We start from the raw sequence: 15,242 nt of genomic DNA, 5'->3' as shown, positions 1-15,242 counted from the left end.
AAAGTCAATAATGTCCATCGTCGCTGGCCAGAAGCCGGAACGCCCGGTCGGCCCCACCCGGCGCACCACCGCGCCACGCAAGCGCGGCGATGACACTCGGGCGAAGATCATCGATGAGACGGTGCGCTGCATCGTCGAGGAGGGATTCTCTGCCGCCACCGCCAAGCACGTGGCCGAACGCGCGGGCGTGACGTGGGGGGTCATCCAGTACCACTTCGGGGATCGCAACGGCCTGCTGATGGCAGTGGTGGACGACGGGGTGACCCGGCTGGTCGACAGCCTGTCGTCGGCCGATGTCAGCGAGCTGCCCCTGCGAAAGCGCATCGAGGTCGTCGTCGACACCGCGTGGAGCTGTTACAGCAGCCCGACGTCGATGGCCGCCTTCGAAATCCTGCGCGAGACCCGCGGCGGTCCGGACCCGTCGTCGCGGCGCCACCTGCTCGACATGAACGCTGCTGTCGGCCAGCTGGGGCGACTGATCACCACCGATCCGGCGCATGCCGGTGTGGCCGAGGTCATTTGGGCCACGCTGCGCGGTGTGGTGCTGGCACAGATGGTCACCGGCACCGCGATCGATTGGAGCCTGGAACGGCGCGCCCTCGTCGACATGGTCACCCGCCACCTCTCCGAGGGCCCGGGACACCGCGACACGTAAACCACGCACGCGACACGCCGCGCGAAGTCGCACTGGTTTAAGTCTCGGCGGCCCACCCCGTCCGACCGGCTCAAGCTTCGCATTTCCCGTGTGCTGCAATGACGGGATGACCCTCGACGATCTCGCCGATATCGAAGCGATCAAGCAAGTCAAATACCGGTATCTGCGTGCGCTGGACACCAAGCACTGGGACGACTTCACCGACACCCTGGCCGAGGACATCAAGGCCGACTACGGGCCGTCGATCGGCAACGAGCTGCACTTCACCAACCGGGCCGACCTGGTGGAGTACATGCGTAACTCGCTGCCCGCGAACGTCATCACCGAACACCGGGTGACCCACCCCGACATCACCGTCGACGGCGACACCGCAACGGGCAGTTGGTATCTGCAGGACCGCGTCATGGTCGCCGACTTCAACTTCATGTTGATCGGGGCCGCGTTCTACCGCGACACCTACCGCCGTACCGAGGCGGGCTGGAAGATCAGCGGCACCGGCTACGACCGAACCTATGACGCCACAATGTCTTTGGAGGGCCTGAACTTTACTCTCAAACCCGGACGCGCCATCGCCTCGGACTGAGAAGCTACTTGGTGATGGCGATGACGGCGCCGGGCCGCAGCCATTTCATGATCGACACCAGCTGAGCGTCGTCCACCGCCACGCAGCCCTCGGTGGGCTTTCCGTCGGTGGTGTGGAAGAAGAACGCGGCTCCGCCACCCGGGGCCTTGTTCTTGTTGACGCCCATCACGACGGCGTGTTTGTACTGCGGGATCTGCAGGTTCTCGCTGTCACCGGTGTTGAACGGGCACTGCGCCTTCTGGCAGACCTGCATGGAGTTGAACGTTGGACTGTGGTCGTCGCCGCTCCACCAGTAGTTCGGCCCGGAAACCTGGGTGTAGGGCAACCCGGTGCCGGGATTCGGCGCGGTGCCGAACGCGGAGTCGAGGCTGTACACGCCCATCGGGGTGGCCGGCACACCGCTCTTGGCCTGAGGGGCCATTCCCGCCGAACCGACGTGGGTGGGGATGCCGGATCGCAGCGACTGCCAGCCGGTGCCGGTGCGCTGGAAGATCTCCATGTTCGCGTTGGAACCGCCGGTGCTCACCACCGAAACCACCTGGGTCGCATTGCCGACCGCGTTCGCGAACCAGGGAGCGCCCGCGGCCGCACCGGTCGGCGCCAGCCCCAGCGACGCCAGGATCACGCACGCCGCGGCGCACAGCGAAGCGAGCAGTCGGTGCATGCACTCCATCGTCGAACGGGCACATCTTCGGGGTCAAGTAAAGCTTTAGCTCCGGTTAGGTCACCGCGTCGTGACCAAATAGCCGCCGGCACAGCGCAGTTAGCGCGTGGCGGTGGTTTCGGTTGCGCGCCGCGGGCCGGCGGATAGCGTGATCGAGGGCCGAAAAATCAAGAGACACAACAGGAAATACAGGTAGCCCAGCGACCAGCCGGCCAGCACATCGGACGGGTAGTGCACGTTCAGCGCCACCCGCGAGACGCCGACCGCCAGCAGCGACACCGTCACCACCGCGACCGCGATGCCGCAGATCGTCCGGTTGAGCATCGGAAAGAAAAAGCACAGCACGGCGAGCAGCGCGGCCATCGCCTCCAGCGCATGCCCGGACGGAAAGGAGGTGGAGGGCGCGACGACCAACATGGTCGCCGGGCGGGGCCGGTTGACCAGGGCCTTGGCCGCCGCGGTCGCGAACTCGTTGAGCGGCCCGCACGCGAAAGCCAGCACCAGCGCAGCCCGCAGATTGCGCATCACCAGGGCGGTCACCGTCATCGCGATGCCCAGCGCCGACATCGGGACCGGACCCAATGCATAGGACACGCCTTCCCAAAACCGCAGCCACTGCGGATGTTTGAGCGCGACACCGCGGGCCGCGTTCAGCACCGACCAGTCCATCCGGTACAGCCAGGTCCAGTGCCGGCAGTAACCCGCCCACATCGTCGCGTACACGGCGGCAGCCAGCACCGCGAAGCACAGGGCCACCGGCGTCCTGGGGCGAGTCATAACCAACCGATACCAGCAGTCCCGTCGATGAGATGCCGGCGACCCGCTGCACCCGGCGACAAGCGCCGCGCTTGCGATCACCCGCGTCACCGTGCGACCCGTCCTCGCCGGCGCTCGCGCGTCATACTGTCGATATGGCCGTCTTTGTCCGTAGGTTGTTCGGCATCGGCAAGCTGCCCGACGAGCTGCACGCCCAGCTCGAGTCGGAAGGCCTCATCTACCACGCCGATTACGTGGCCGTGACCCGCCGATTCAGCGGCACCATCCCCGGCGTTCGGTTGCCGCACAGCGTCGCCAGCTACACGGGTTCGCTGGTCTTCACCTCGGAGCGCGCGCTGGCCACGCTGTCGATGCTGCCCCGGCTGGCGGGCCCGACCGTCAACGTGCGTTGGGACGAGCCGCAGGCGGGAGCGGCGCGGGTGGAGGTCTCGCCGACCGGGCTGCAGGTCGACGCCGACGTCTCCCGGGTCGACGAGAAGTTCGCCGGCGAGCTGTCGCTGCACTACAAGGTGGCGATTCCCGACGATGTCCTGGCCGGCCTGCCCCGGCGGTCGCTGGCGTTCGACATGCCGCCGGAATACGTGTTCCGCGCGGTCGGGGTTACCTATAGTCCCTGATCGCGATGCGCGGCCACGGCGGCTGCCGCAGCACCGCGAGGGTGCCGATCACCGCGGCCAGCAGGCCGGTGATCACCCCGATCAGCGCGATCCGGCTGTTGTCCACGGCCGGCGTCCAGGTGGCCTGCCCGTCGCGGATGGCGAACACCCCTAGCGGCTTGGTCGCCACGATGACGGTGGTGCCGTCCGGGGTCTGATAGGGCTCACCGTAATTGCGGCCCGCGCCATCGGCGGCCAGCTGATCGAGCACATCGGAAGGCTTCACTTCACACCGCTCCCTTCCCGGGGTTCACCAGGTCCTTTGGTCTGGGCAGGCTCAACGCTAACGCCGATTTCCTACGATGGCAGGCGTGAGCGGTGAGGCATTCAGCCCGCAAGAGCGGCGGGCCGTCTATCGCGTCATCTACGAGCGCCGTGACATGCGCCGATTCGTGCCCGGTGCGGTGGTGGACGAGGCCGTACTGGCGCGCCTGCTGCAGGCCGCGCACGCGGCTCCCAGCGTCGGGCTGATGCAGCCATGGCGCTTCATCCGGATCACCGACCACTCGCTGCGGCGGCGCATTCACGCCCTGGTCGACGAGGAACGCCCGCGCACCGCCAAAGCGCTGGGCGAGCGATCCGACGAGTTCCTGGCGCTCAAGGTGGAGGGCATCCTCGAATGCGCGGAGTTGTTCGTGGTGGCGCTCGGCGACGGCCGCGACGCGCACGTGTTCGGCCGGCGAACGCTACCGCAGATGGACCTGGCGTCGGTGTCGTGCGCGATCCAGAACCTGTGGCTGGCGGCCCGGTCCGAGGGGCTCGGCATGGGCTGGGTGTCCCTGTTCGATCCGCAACGGCTGGCGGAACTGCTGGGCATGCCCTCGGGCGCTGAACCGGTGGCCATCCTGTGTCTGGGGCCGGTGCCCGAATTCCCCGATCGCCCGGCGCTGGAACTGGACGGCTGGGCCGTCGGGCGACCGTTGCCGGAGTTCGTCTGCGAGAACCGATGGGGCCAGTTGCCGACGCCCTGATACTGAAGAGAAAGCACCCGGGGAAGTTGCGGTAACGTCGCCGGTCGCAAGGCAAGGTGAGAGGTGACGCCATTGGACGACGCCGGGCAAAAACAAAATGCGGGCTCTCGGGACAACGTGCTGATCGTGCACTGGCACGACCTGGGGCGCCACCTCGGTGCCTACGGCCACCCCGACGTGTCGAGCCCGCGACTCGACCGCCTCGCCGCCGAGGGCATCCTGTTCACCCGGGCGCACGCCACCGCGCCGCTGTGTTCGCCGTCGCGCGGATCGCTGTTCACCGGTCGCTACCCGCACAACAACGGCCTCATCGGGCTGGCCCACCACGGCTGGGAATACCGCGACGGGATCCGGACCCTGCCCCAGATTTTGTCCGAATCGGGCTGGTATTCGGCGCTTTTCGGCATGCAACACGAGACCTCCTATCCGAAGCGGTTGGGTTTTGACGAGTTCGACGTGTCGAACTCGTACTGCGACTACGTGGCCGACAAGGCCGGCGAGTGGCTGCGGCAAAGCGCCGAAGGCCTTGTCGGACAGCCGTTTTTGTTGACCGCCGGCTTCTTCGAGACGCACCGGCCCTATCCGCACGACCGCTACACACCAGCCGACAGCGCCACGGTGGATACGCCCGATTACCTGCCCGACACCCCCGAGGTGCGTGGGGACCTCGCCGACTTCTACGGGGCCATCAGCACCGCCGACGCCGCCGTCGGGCTGCTGCTGGACGCGCTGGCCGACACCGGTTTGGACGCCACCACCTGGGTGGTGTTCTTCACCGATCACGGCCCGGCATTCCCGCGGGCGAAATCCACGCTGTATGACGCCGGCACCGGCATCGGCATGATCATTCGCCCGCCGACCGGCCGGGCGATCCAACCGCGCGTGTACGACGAGCTGTTCAGCGCCGTCGACTTGGTCCCGACGTTGCTGGGGCTGTTGGGGATTGACGCTCCAGCCGACGTCGACGGTGTCTCGCACGCGTCCGCCCTGCTGGAACCGGGTCCGCAAACCGCGCCGGTGCGCGAACACGTCTACACCATGAAGACCTACCACGACTCGTTCGATCCGATTCGCGCGATCCGCACCAAGGACTACAGCTACATCGAGAACTACGTGCCCCGGCCGCTACTGGATCTGCCGCTGGACATCCAGGAAAGCCCGTCCGGGCTGGCCGTCGCACCGCTCGTCACGGCGCCGCGGCCGGAACGGGAACTCTACGATCTGCGTACCGATCCCACCGAGACCACCAACCTGCTGGCCGATGACGGGACCGACGCGGCCGATGTCGCGGCCAACCTTGCTGTGCTGCTGGATGATTGGCGCCAGCGCACGGGTGACGTCATTCCGTCGGAATTCGCCGGCACCCGCATCTCCGCGCGCTACACCGAAACGTATCTGCAGATCCATCGCTCGAAACCGACCCCCCGCTCCGGCATCGCCGCCGACCGCGGCATCGAAGAGGGCAAGCCCACGCAGCGCTAATTGCCCTGGCTCGAGCCGCCCACTTCCGCGATGACGAACACCCGCCGGAACGGGAAGATCGTCGCGCCGTCGGAACGCGGCCGGTAGGCGTCCTGCAGCAGCGGGATCAGCTCCTCGCGGAACTGCTCCCACGTGTCGTCGTCGAGGCGCTCGCGCACCGGAACCAGGGCGGTGCCGGTGATCCACTCCAGCACCGGATGCTCGCCGGTCAGCTGATGCAGGTAGGTCGTCTCCCAGACGTCGACCTTGCATCCGGCGTCGAGCAGCAGATTGGCATAGTGCCCCGGCGGCTGAACCACCGCCCCCACCCGAAAGGGTATGTCGCGCAGCAGTTTAGCGTACGGCTCCCGGCGGGCCAGCGCTCGCACCGCGGCGTAGGACGGCGACTCGAAGTTGCCCGGCATCTGCACCCCGATCCACGATCCGGGCGCCAGCTGCCCCGCCCACCGCAACAGCAGGTCGGCATGCTCGGGCACCCAGTGCAGGGCCGCGTTGCTGACCACCACGTCGGTGTCGGGTTTGGGCTTCCAGTCGCGCAGGTCGCCGGTGACGGCGTCGATGCCGCGTTCCTTGGCCGCGGCAACCATCTCCGGTGAGCTGTCCATCGCCTCGATCACCGCATCGGGCCAACGCCGCGCCAGATACTTGGTCAGGTGGCCGGGGCCGCATCCGAGATCGACGACGCGGCGCGCCCGCTCGGCGCCCACCCGCGACAGCAGGTCGTAGAAGGGGCGTGCGCGGTGGTCGGCGAAGGCCAGGTAGACGTCCGGATCCCACATGTCGATCCTCCCGATCCTCGCGCCGCCGCTCGCCGGCCGATAGCAAACCGTATAACTCCTATGGTGCGCCGCCGCGGCCCGGTTGGTCCCGGGATAACACCGCGGCGACCGAAACCGAACGAAACGCCCAGGAAAGGCGCGTTCGTCCGGCTACCATCGGCGTTCGTGGCGCCCGACTCAGATCCGATCGACCCGCCCGTTCCCGTTCCGGACGTTTCCGGCGCCGATCTGCCGGCCGGCGCCGGCGGACTACCCCCCCGCTCGGCGTTGTCGCCCCGCCAGCGAATGGTAGTCGAGGCATCGGCCCTCGGCGATCTGGCCCTGCGCACCTGGGTGGCCTCGCTGCTCTCCACCACGGTGGCGCCGTTCGTGGTGGCCAACGCGCTGCGGCAATCCGATTCCGCTGCCGAGCGCCACAACCTCGACTTCTATGCGGAGTTGGGCGCGGCGAAGGATCCGTCACGGTCCTTTCCGGCACCCACCGATGCGCCCCGGGTCGTATCGCGGCGAGCCAGCCCGCTGGCGGAGTGGATCGCGCGCGGCACGGTCGACAACATCGCGTTCCCCAGCAGTTTCACCGCCATAAACCCGGCCATGCGCGCCCGGTGGGGCGCGTGGCGGGCCAACAACACCGTGCGCGCGCAGCATTGGCGCCACGACGACGGGCCGCGTCCCACCCTGTGCGTGATCCATGGCTTCCTGGGATCGTCGTATCTGGCCAACGGGCGGTTCTTTTCGTTGCCCTGGTACTACCAGTCCGGCTACGACGTGCTGATGTACACCTTGCCCTTCCACGGCAAGCGGGCCGAAAAGTATTCGCCCTTCAGCGGTTTCGGCTATTTCGCCGGCGGCCTCAGCGGTTTCGCCGAGGCCATGGCACAGGCCGTGCACGACTTTCGGTCGCTCATCGACTATCTGCACCGCACGGGAGTCGAGCGCATCGCGCTCACCGGAATCTCGCTGGGCGGTTACACCTCGGCGCTGGTGGCGTCGGCCGACGATCGGCTCGAGGCGGTGATCCCCAACTGCCCCGTCGTCACCCCTTCGACGTTGTTCGACGAGTGGTTCCCGGCCAACAAGCTGGTCCGGCTGGGCCTGCGCGTCTCCGACATCAGCCACGACGACCTGACGGCGGGGCTGGCGTACCACTGCCCGCTGAACTACCGGCCGCTGGTGCCCCGCGACCGCCGGATGATCATCACCGGACTCGGCGACCGGATGGCGCCGCCGGACCACGCCGTCAAACTATGGCGGCACTGGGATCAATGTGCGCTGCACTGGTTTCCGGGCAGCCACGTGCTGCACGTCAGCCAGCTGGATTACCTGCGCCGGATGACCACGTTCCTGCAGGAGGTCATGTTCTGACCACCTCGACGGTGTCGGCGCCGTCGCCGGTTTGGCCGAGCGAGGCGCGATGGGCTCCGCCCAGCAGGGTGGGCCAGTGCAGCTCCGCCAGCAGGTTCTCCGGCACCGGCGCGTGTCCGTCCAGCCGGCGCGCGGACAGCAGGTCCAGGTCCGTCAACGCGGGCAGGTGGTTTCCGCGTTGCGGGGCCAGCCCGTCCACCGGGGCTTTGCCATCCGGGGCGGACTCCGTCTGGAACGCACAGGCCACCGCGACGGTGGGCCTACCCTTGTCACCGGCGAGCTCCAGCGCGGTGCACGTTTCGCGCGCGGAATACGCCCGAATCGCGTCCAAGGTCTGCGGGAGCGCGTCGTCCACCCGAACTCGGTATGCGGCAAGGTAATCCGAGGCACCGCGCTGCACTCCCCGCCACCTCTCGCGGGGGTTGGCAGTCAGCAGCCGCGGGACGTCGTCGGCCCCGACGGTAGTAGCTTCCCAACCGATCTCCCTCAAATGGTCGGCCAGCCGGCGGGCCGCGACCTGTGCGGTCTCGTGCAGCGGGATCCGCGGTGAGCGGGCTTGCAGCGCAGCCAGATTGTCCGGCGCCGACACGGTCAGTCCGATCCACGTCTCGCGTCGTGACACGTCGGAGGCGTTGTCGCGACTGGTGATTCGGATCTTGTCCGCCCGAACGCCGTAACGGTCGAGATAACTCGCGATCAACGGGAGCGGCAGCACTTCCGAGTCATCCTCGGGCGCGCCGAGACGAATCAGGGCGGTTGCCGCCGAGTCGGAGGTGCTCGCGGGTACGGCGTTGCCGCGTCCGATCATCGCCAGGCGGCGGCCGAGGATGGTGGTGAAGTGCAGACCGCGCCACCAGCCGAACAACACGATGACGACGGCGGCGGCGATGCCCAGTAACCAGTAGTCGCGCGGCGTTCGCCACGGGTACGCCATGACGGCGGGCACAACGGCCAGCAGCGCCAACGTGATTCGAGCGCTCCCGGGGATCGATATCCGATGCTTGTTCACGGGGTGGGGTCCTTTCGTCGGCGTGCGGCGATGGCGGTGACTGCGCCCGCCACCGCGACCAGCACGGCCAGCGCGGCGGTACCGGCCACCGCTACGGTCCGCGGTTTGGTGTCCTTGGGCGCCGGGGCCGGAGGCACGGCCACCGGCTTCACCGACGCAGCGCCGGGCTGGTTACCGGCGGGCAGTTGCCAGGTCAGGGCCGCCACCGGATCCACACTGCCGGTGCCGACGACGTTGGACGGGTCGCGGGCGCCGTTATGTGCGGTTGCGGTGAGGCGACGCTGCACGGCGGTGGCGTTCAGCTCGGGATACTTGCTGCGGACCAGCGCCGCCACACCGGCCACATAGCCGGCGGCGTAGTCGGTTCCGCTCACGGCGGCGAGTTGCTGGTGCCCGTCGGGCAGGCCGTTGGCCAGCCCGCCGCCGTCGGCGTTGCCGATCGACACGATGCGTTCGCCAGGCGCGGCGACACCCACCCACGGCCCCGCCACGGTGAATTTCGACGGCTGCCCATCCGGGGTCAGCGATGCCACCGACAACACGTACGGCTGCCACCACGAGGGAATGGACACCGACGTGACACCGCCCCAATTGCGCGGATCGTTGGGGCGGCTCAGGTCGGTCAGCGGATTGGACTCGCACGTGGCGCCACCGGCGCCCGCCCCGCTGTTGCCCGCGCCGGCCACGATCACCGCGTCCTTGTCGACCGCCGCGTAACGGACGGCCGCGCCGAGGGCGGCCTGGTCGACGGGACGGTCCACGGGCATGCAAGTGGCCGAGCCGATGTCGATCACCTTGGCGCCGAGGTCGGCCGCGTGCACGATCGCCCGGGCGAGCGTCGACACCTCGGCCGACACCCGCGCCAGCAGCGGATCACCACCCGGTGTCCGCGGCGAGAATTTGGCCGACGTCGTCCTGATGGCCACCACCCGCGCGGCGGGTGCCACGCCGGAGAACCCGTCGTCGGCCGAGGGCTGGCCGGCGACGAGGCCGGCCACCAGCGTTCCGTGTCCGTCGCAGTCGGTCAGCCCGTCGGTGGTCTCGACGAAATCACCGCCCGGATCCACGTTGGGCAGCCGCGGCCCCGGCCGCACCCCGGTGTCGAGCACGGCCACCAGCTGGCCCTCGCCGCGCGAGAACTGCCATGCCGCAGGAAGATTCAGCATCGACTGGCTGGGCGTGATGGCACCGGGATCGCTGCCGGGAACGACGCCGGACGTGCCGCAGGGGCCGCGTTGTTCCATCGGCTGTCCGGGGCCCGGCGCCCCGCTGGGCGGCGCGGCGCCGGGGTCGACCGTCGGCGGGCTGATCGCGGATGCCGGCGGACTCGTCCACGTCGCGGCGGCCGGCAGCAAGGCCAATGCCGCTGCGACGCAGGCTGATGCCGGCCGAATCATCGATTGAGCACCAAGCCGAACAGACCGACCACGAAAGCCATCACGGGGATCAGCGACGCGTCGAGTCCGGTCGCGACGAAGCCGACCAGCCGGCGCACCGGCAGCGAGTAGCTTTCCGGCGCAGCGATGCCCGGGTTGAGCGCCACCACGATCCACACCGACACGAGTACGAGCAGGACCAGCACCGCACCGAGGGCGGCCGCATAGCGTCCGGTCGAGGTGTAGAGCACCAGCAGCACGCCGGCGGCCAAGAAGGGCTGGGCCAGCAGCCACGCCTTGCACGCGGCCGAGTCCCACACCCGGGCGCGCAGCACCGACGTCGCGGCGGTGGCCGCCACCACGTACCAACCCGCACCGCTGAGCGTCTCGGGCCGCAGCCCGATCGCCACCGAACCCAGGACGCTGAGTAGCACTGCGGCGGCGATGAATCCGCTCTGATGCGCGTCGCTGATCCGGACCCGGCGCGGCAGGTCCTCGAGCACCCGCAGCGACGGCGCCGACGGGGTCGGGTCACCGGGCGCCGGGATGACCGGCAGCGGGAAGCGTGCCCACAGCGCGGACAGTTGGGGCGCCTCGATGGTGACCAGCAACGCCGCCACGATCAGCCCGCAGCCGATGGCGATCGGTTGCAGGTGCCAGAGCAGTGTGGCGCCGGCGGCCAGCAGCACCCCGGCGCCCAGCACCGCGGTCGCGGTGAAGAAGCCGGCGATGCGTTCACGTTCGGCGCTGGGCGCCATCAAGGCGATCAGCGACCACGCGGTGACACCGGCCGCGGCCAGGGTCAGTTGGGCGGCGCCGAATTTGCCCGGTACGGCCAGCGCGAGTGCCGCGGCGATGGGAATTAGTGCGGCGATCGAGAGCGCCATGCCGGTGCGCGCCGAGCGTGCGGTGACCAGTAGCCCGACGATCGCGGTCACCGCCGCGACCGCGCTGACCGCGACCAGTCCCAGCAGCGCACCGGTCGCCACCCGGTAGGCGACGGACAACCCGGTCGCCAGAAAGGCCACCACGATCGCAGCGGCCAACGCGCCACGCTGGATATGCGTCGTGCCCCAAGGCTTGAGCCGCGAGGTCGAGAAGATCATGGCCGCGTCGGCGATGTCCTCGACAATGCCGGGCGCGGCCGGACCGAGCGGCACCGCCTGCAGCGCCAGCAGGTCGCCGTCCACGACTCCGACCGTGTCCAGGCTGGCGTCCAGGCTGAACGGCGCACCACCGATCGGGGCCAGGCTCAACTGGGTCGCCGCGCCGACCTCGGCGGCACCGCGCGATGCGGCGCCGTCTTCCGGGCCGCCGCTGACCGGAACCACCAAACGCTGGACGGCGGGCAGGATCTCGCGCAGCGGCAGCTCCGCGGGCAAGGCCATTTCCGTCAACCTGCTATCCGCCAATATTGCCACGCGGACGATCGGCATGACGGTTCCGGACGTCACCGGACCCTCGAAACATGTTGTGGCCGTTGCTGGAACATCGTGCTCTCTTCTTTCGTATTACGAATGTTGGACGGACAGTGTTGAAGGGGAGAAGTCTCGGGCTAACCGGTGTTCGGAGAACCATCCGGCGTCTGGCAATAGGGCGGTCAGTTGTTCGATCGCGACCGCGATCGCGAATGGCGTTCCGGGCGCGAAGGTCGAGACCCACTCGCCGTCGAAGGCGAGGGACGGACTGACCAGTACCCGCCCCTCGCGTGCGTCGACAATGCTCATCCCCACCTCGCTGGTGGAGTGCCGGCCGTCGCGGTGGCAGCCGGCGACGATCTCGACGTAGCTGCGCGGCCCGTTGAACACCGACTCCACCACCTTTCTTGCCGATTGCGGAATGCCCAGGTAGTCAAGGACTTCGGCGAGTGGGGCACCCGAACGCAGTCGTTCGTCCGCCCTGGCGCCCACTCGCGTCGGCATGCTGAACTCGTCGAACCGAGCGGGCGGCCGCTGCGCGAGGCCGACGGTGAGCACCGGGACCAGCGCGCGCGGGTCATCGATGTCCATGACGGTGAACGTGATGAGCTGCGCGCTGCGCAACGCGACCACCGTGATCGACGCCTTGCCGGGCGCACCGGAGCGCTGTGCGACGACGCCGCGCAGTAACTCGGCACCGTCGCCCGCACCGGTGTCCTTGGCCGGGCCGACGTAACGCAGGTCCAGCCACCGCTCCGGAAAGCACACCACCTTGATCCACTCGGCGACCGCGGGGTTGACGACCCCGGCCGCCGAGACCAGACCGAGTTCGGTGAGCTCAGCCTTCTGACGGTCGAGGAACGCGTTGCGTTCCGCGGCATCACGATAGGGCGAGGTGATCGCCAAAACCCAGGGAAAGCTCCCCGCCCCAATCGTTTCCGCGATGAACCAGGCGTGATCGACCGTCAGCTCGACGGCGTTTGGCGTCGAGTCCATCAGGCTCGTTCAGTCACGACCTAACCGCCCCATTTGGCGGCTTCGGCCTGGTCGCGGGCCAGCATGGACATGGTGTTCGCCTCGTGGGTGCTGGCCATTGACTGGTAGGCGCGCACCAGGCTTTCCATCGCCTGGTTCCACTGGGCCTGCCACACCTGGTAGGTCATACCGGTGTCACCCTGCCAGGCGTTCGACAACGTGGCCTGCTCGCTGGCGATATCGGAACCGAGCCCCTGCATGGTGCCGGCGTAGCCCGACATGTCGGCGGCGTGGTTCAACATCGCCGGGTAGTTGTACATGATCTGCGACATGACAAGTCCTTTCGCGGTTGCTAGCGGTGAGATCAGAAGGCGGTGTAGCCGGACGCGGCGGCGGCATCCGCGGCCACGTAGGTCCCGGCTGCGTCTCCGAGGTTGGCCTGGGCGATGTCCAGCAGGGTGTTGACCCGCGCGGCGACCTCGACGAACCGCGCGTGCGCGGCCTGGAAGGCGGCCGAGGATTCGCCCTGGTGGAATGCCTGCGCCGACATCGCTTCCTGCTCGGCCTGGCTGATCGTGCTGCGCAGCAACGCCGCCTTGGCGCTGAAGGCCGATTGAGCGGCTACCAACTGCGGAATGTGAGCGTCCAACATACTCATGTTGAGTCCTTTCTGTTGCTTCCGTTGGGGTTTCGGTAATTCGCCTTCATCTGGCTGACTGCCTTAACCCCCTTTCCCGGGCTCGGTTGGGCTTGCCCCGTTACCGGATTCGTGCTCCCACGTGCCGGGCACCATCGGCATCCGCGGGCCGCCACCGAAATCGTCCTCTGCCAGCTTGGTCAATCCGGCCGCCTGAAAGGCCTTCTGCCGCTGCGTGGTTCCGGCAAACCCGAGCGCCCCAGCACCCTGGGCGGACGCGACGGCGGTGGCCAGCTGCTCCTCGTCACCGAAATCCGGCGGCACACCGAAATCGGAATCCATGTCCGCGTATTCGTCCGCGTGGTCGTGCAGCGCGGCCCGCCGACGGCGCCGCGCCCGGGACTCGGCCCGGCTGGCCGCCGCTGCGCCGGCCGCCGGGATGGTGGCCGCCGGGGCCTTGGCCCCGCCGCGGCCCCCGAGCGTGGGTCCGACGCCGGCGTCGGGGTCGCCGCCCATGGCCACCAGGTAGGCGAAGTTGCTCGCCGCGGCTGCCGGCGCCGGCGCGGCGGGCGCACCGGAGGCTGCCGGAGCCGGCGCGGACGCGGGAGCCGAAGCGGGCGTCGGCGCCGGCGGGGCCATGGCGGCCACCGGCGGCATCGAGGACGTTTGGGACGCGGGAACCGGGACCGAGACCGGGACCACAGCCGGTAGGTCCGGCGCGACCTCGGGATTCAGATAGAAATAGGCGGCAATGCCGATGATCAGCGGGATGAAGAATGGCGCGGTCAACAGCACGGTCCAGAACGTGGTACCGAACGGAATGAAGAACGCCTCGTATGCGATGAAGAACAGCAGTGGGCCGTTGGCCGCCAGGAACGGCGCCAGATTCTGCAACATCTGCTGGATGTTCTGGAGAAAGTCCTGCAGGAACTTGGACAGCTGCTGGAGGAAATTCTGCAACCAGTCCCCCGGGCCGTTCTGCGCGGCGTTGGCCGCGAGACTGTTCGTCTGGCCGCCGGGATTCACGATCGGCGGCGCCGCCGTCGTGCGCGGCGTCGCGGCCAGGGCCGAGCCCGACACGGCCTGGTAGGTGCCCATGGTGGTGGCCGCCTGCACCCACATCCGTGCGTAGTCGGCCTCGTTGACCGCGATCGGAATCGTGTTGATGCCAAAGAAATTCGTTGCCACCAGCACCCCGTGCACGGTGTGATTGGCGGCCAGTTCGGCCAGCGTCGGCATGGCCGCCAAGGCGGCGGTGTACGCCGTCGCCGCGACCTCTTGCTGCGCGGCCGTACCGGCGCTGTCGGCGCTGGCCTGCTGCAGCCACGCCAGGTACGGCAGGTGGGCCGCCACATACTGCTCGGCGCTGGGCCCCTCCCAGGCGCCGGCCTGCGCCTCCCCCAACAGCCCACCGAGTTCGGCCGCCGCCGAGGCGTATTGGGCGCTCAGCGAGGTCCACGCGCCGGCGGCCGCCAACAGCGGCCCCGGCCCCGGACCGGCGCTGAGCAACGCCGAATGCACCTCGGGTGGCGACGCCATCCAGATGGGCGCGATGGGGGCGGTCATTGGTCAGACGCCCGCGATTCCGAACGTCGCAGCGGCCGCGGTGTCGCCCGCGAGGTAGCTTGCGCCCGCTTCACCGACGCCGACGCCGGCCCGGCCGAGCTCTTCGACGCCCTGGGCCGCCATGGCCGAATGCTCCTGGCCCTGAGCGCTGAATCCGACGGCCGTCTGCAGCGACACCGGGTCGACCGCCGGCGGCACCACCGCCGTAATCGCCGGAGCCGCCGCTGCGTGCGCGGCCGCCAGCCGTGCCGTCAGGGCCTCCACCGCGGCGCTGGTCGCGGCCAGACCTTCGGGAACCACTCGCAGGGTCATGGTTACTCCTTCCCTAG

The 15,242-nt window shown here is 68.8% G+C and carries 18 protein-coding genes; 6 read left to right on the top strand and 12 right to left on the bottom strand.

What is annotated here, in order from left to right; all coding sequences use genetic code 11:
• The first annotated feature begins 10 nt into the window (after positions 1-10).
• Both AC5Y30_RS09310 and AC5Y30_RS09305 read left to right on the top strand, forming a co-directional pair.
• Positions 11-655, top strand: a complete 645-nt coding sequence (locus tag AC5Y30_RS09310) for a TetR/AcrR family transcriptional regulator (protein WP_499917827.1) — start codon at positions 11-13, stop codon at positions 653-655.
• Between the two features lie 106 nt (positions 656-761).
• A complete protein-coding gene (locus AC5Y30_RS09305) occupies positions 762-1,238 on the top strand; it encodes a nuclear transport factor 2 family protein (RefSeq protein WP_499917826.1) in 477 nt (158 codons plus the stop codon).
• A 4-nt stretch (positions 1,239-1,242) separates the two neighbouring features.
• Here AC5Y30_RS09305 and AC5Y30_RS09300 read toward each other — a convergent pair whose 3' ends face one another.
• Entirely contained in the window at positions 1,243-1,902 is a 660-nt protein-coding gene (locus AC5Y30_RS09300; RefSeq protein WP_499917825.1) for a L,D-transpeptidase family protein, read from the bottom strand.
• A gap of 99 nt (positions 1,903-2,001) precedes the next feature.
• Positions 2,002-2,679 (bottom strand): phosphatase PAP2 family protein, encoded by a 678-nt coding sequence (locus tag AC5Y30_RS09295; RefSeq protein ID WP_499917824.1) that lies wholly within the window; start codon positions 2,677-2,679, stop codon positions 2,002-2,004.
• Between the two features lie 134 nt (positions 2,680-2,813).
• On the opposite strand from AC5Y30_RS09295, the gene AC5Y30_RS09290 reads away from it, so the two are divergent.
• The gene (locus tag AC5Y30_RS09290; protein ID WP_499917823.1) at positions 2,814-3,296 is read left to right on the top strand and encodes a hypothetical protein; all 483 of its coding nucleotides are present in this window, start codon (positions 2,814-2,816) and stop codon (positions 3,294-3,296) included.
• On the opposite strand, the gene AC5Y30_RS09285 is transcribed toward AC5Y30_RS09290, so the two are convergent.
• The gene (locus AC5Y30_RS09285; protein ID WP_499917822.1) at positions 3,280-3,561 is read right to left on the bottom strand and encodes a hypothetical protein; all 282 of its coding nucleotides are present in this window, start codon (positions 3,559-3,561) and stop codon (positions 3,280-3,282) included. The genes AC5Y30_RS09290 and AC5Y30_RS09285 overlap by 17 nt on opposite strands.
• Before the next feature lie 76 nt (positions 3,562-3,637).
• On the opposite strand from AC5Y30_RS09285, the gene bluB reads away from it, so the two are divergent.
• The gene (gene bluB / locus AC5Y30_RS09280; protein ID WP_499917821.1) at positions 3,638-4,306 is read left to right on the top strand and encodes a 5,6-dimethylbenzimidazole synthase; all 669 of its coding nucleotides are present in this window, start codon (positions 3,638-3,640) and stop codon (positions 4,304-4,306) included.
• Between the two features lie 72 nt (positions 4,307-4,378).
• Entirely contained in the window at positions 4,379-5,788 is a 1,410-nt protein-coding gene (locus AC5Y30_RS09275) for a sulfatase family protein (protein WP_499918233.1), read from the top strand.
• Here the strand turns inward: AC5Y30_RS09275 and AC5Y30_RS09270 are convergent.
• A complete protein-coding gene (locus AC5Y30_RS09270) occupies positions 5,785-6,567 on the bottom strand; it encodes a trans-aconitate 2-methyltransferase (protein WP_499917820.1) in 783 nt (260 codons plus the stop codon). The two genes, AC5Y30_RS09275 and AC5Y30_RS09270, sit on opposite strands and share 4 nt — an antisense overlap.
• Positions 6,568-6,732: 165 nt before the next feature.
• Here AC5Y30_RS09270 and AC5Y30_RS09265 point away from each other — a divergent pair, with 165 nt between their 5' ends.
• Complete coding sequence (locus tag AC5Y30_RS09265) at positions 6,733-7,932, top strand: alpha/beta hydrolase family protein (RefSeq protein ID WP_499917819.1); 1,200 nt, start codon at positions 6,733-6,735, stop codon at positions 7,930-7,932.
• Here AC5Y30_RS09265 and eccE read toward each other — a convergent pair.
• From eccE to AC5Y30_RS09225, 8 genes are all read right to left on the bottom strand, one after another.
• Positions 7,922-8,941 (bottom strand): type VII secretion protein EccE, encoded by a 1,020-nt coding sequence (gene eccE / locus AC5Y30_RS09260; protein WP_499917818.1) that lies wholly within the window; start codon positions 8,939-8,941, stop codon positions 7,922-7,924. The genes AC5Y30_RS09265 and eccE overlap by 11 nt on opposite strands.
• Positions 8,938-10,338, bottom strand: coding sequence for a type VII secretion-associated serine protease mycosin (mycP, locus tag AC5Y30_RS09255; RefSeq protein ID WP_499917817.1), 1,401 nt, complete (start codon positions 10,336-10,338; stop codon positions 8,938-8,940). The genes eccE and mycP overlap by 4 nt, the downstream gene beginning before the upstream one ends.
• Positions 10,335-11,753, bottom strand: a complete 1,419-nt coding sequence (eccD, locus tag AC5Y30_RS09250; protein WP_499917816.1) for a type VII secretion integral membrane protein EccD — start codon at positions 11,751-11,753, stop codon at positions 10,335-10,337. The genes mycP and eccD overlap by 4 nt, the downstream gene beginning before the upstream one ends.
• 75 nt (positions 11,754-11,828) lie before the next feature.
• On the bottom strand, positions 11,829-12,731 hold the full coding sequence (locus AC5Y30_RS09245) for an ESX secretion-associated protein EspG (RefSeq protein WP_499917815.1): 903 nt from the start codon (positions 12,729-12,731) through the stop codon (positions 11,829-11,831).
• 20 nt (positions 12,732-12,751) lie between these two features.
• Entirely contained in the window at positions 12,752-13,042 is a 291-nt protein-coding gene (locus AC5Y30_RS09240) for a WXG100 family type VII secretion target (protein WP_067128585.1), read from the bottom strand.
• A 32-nt stretch (positions 13,043-13,074) separates the two neighbouring features.
• Entirely contained in the window at positions 13,075-13,368 is a 294-nt protein-coding gene (locus AC5Y30_RS09235; protein ID WP_066860115.1) for a WXG100 family type VII secretion target, read from the bottom strand.
• Between the two features lie 63 nt (positions 13,369-13,431).
• On the bottom strand, positions 13,432-14,913 hold the full coding sequence (locus AC5Y30_RS09230) for a PPE family protein (RefSeq protein WP_499917814.1): 1,482 nt from the start codon (positions 14,911-14,913) through the stop codon (positions 13,432-13,434).
• Between the two features lie 3 nt (positions 14,914-14,916).
• Positions 14,917-15,225, bottom strand: coding sequence for a PE family protein (locus AC5Y30_RS09225; RefSeq protein ID WP_499917813.1), 309 nt, complete (start codon positions 15,223-15,225; stop codon positions 14,917-14,919).
• Positions 15,226-15,242 lie beyond the last annotated feature (17 nt).

Source organism: Mycobacterium sp. NGS27, from assembly GCF_059813005.1.
The sequence above is the reverse complement of the archived record's forward strand: the minus strand, read 5'-3'. Positions and strand labels throughout refer to the sequence as shown.

Bases quoted from the DNA above. Each gene is read 5' to 3' on its own strand.
- AC5Y30_RS09310 (WP_499917827.1), top strand. From the start codon at position 11: ATGTCCATCGTCGCTGGCCAGAAGCCGGAACGCCCGGTCGGCCCCACC.
- AC5Y30_RS09305 (WP_499917826.1), top strand. From the start codon at position 762: ATGACCCTCGACGATCTCGCCGATATCGAAGCGATCAAGCAAGTCAAA.
- AC5Y30_RS09300 (WP_499917825.1), bottom strand. From the start codon at position 1,902: ATGCACCGACTGCTCGCTTCGCTGTGCGCCGCGGCGTGCGTGATCCTG.
- AC5Y30_RS09295 (WP_499917824.1), bottom strand. From the start codon at position 2,679: ATGACTCGCCCCAGGACGCCGGTGGCCCTGTGCTTCGCGGTGCTGGCT.
- AC5Y30_RS09290 (WP_499917823.1), top strand. From the start codon at position 2,814: ATGGCCGTCTTTGTCCGTAGGTTGTTCGGCATCGGCAAGCTGCCCGAC.
- bluB (WP_499917821.1), top strand. From the start codon at position 3,638: ATGGCAGGCGTGAGCGGTGAGGCATTCAGCCCGCAAGAGCGGCGGGCC.
- AC5Y30_RS09270 (WP_499917820.1), bottom strand. From the start codon at position 6,567: ATGTGGGATCCGGACGTCTACCTGGCCTTCGCCGACCACCGCGCACGC.
- mycP (WP_499917817.1), bottom strand. From the start codon at position 10,338: ATGATTCGGCCGGCATCAGCCTGCGTCGCAGCGGCATTGGCCTTGCTG.
- eccD (WP_499917816.1), bottom strand. From the start codon at position 11,753: ATGCCGATCGTCCGCGTGGCAATATTGGCGGATAGCAGGTTGACGGAA.
- AC5Y30_RS09245 (WP_499917815.1), bottom strand. From the start codon at position 12,731: ATGGACTCGACGCCAAACGCCGTCGAGCTGACGGTCGATCACGCCTGG.
- AC5Y30_RS09240 (WP_067128585.1), bottom strand. From the start codon at position 13,042: ATGTCGCAGATCATGTACAACTACCCGGCGATGTTGAACCACGCCGCC.
- AC5Y30_RS09235 (WP_066860115.1), bottom strand. From the start codon at position 13,368: ATGAGTATGTTGGACGCTCACATTCCGCAGTTGGTAGCCGCTCAATCG.
- AC5Y30_RS09230 (WP_499917814.1), bottom strand. From the start codon at position 14,913: ATGACCGCCCCCATCGCGCCCATCTGGATGGCGTCGCCACCCGAGGTG.
- AC5Y30_RS09225 (WP_499917813.1), bottom strand. From the start codon at position 15,225: ATGACCCTGCGAGTGGTTCCCGAAGGTCTGGCCGCGACCAGCGCCGCG.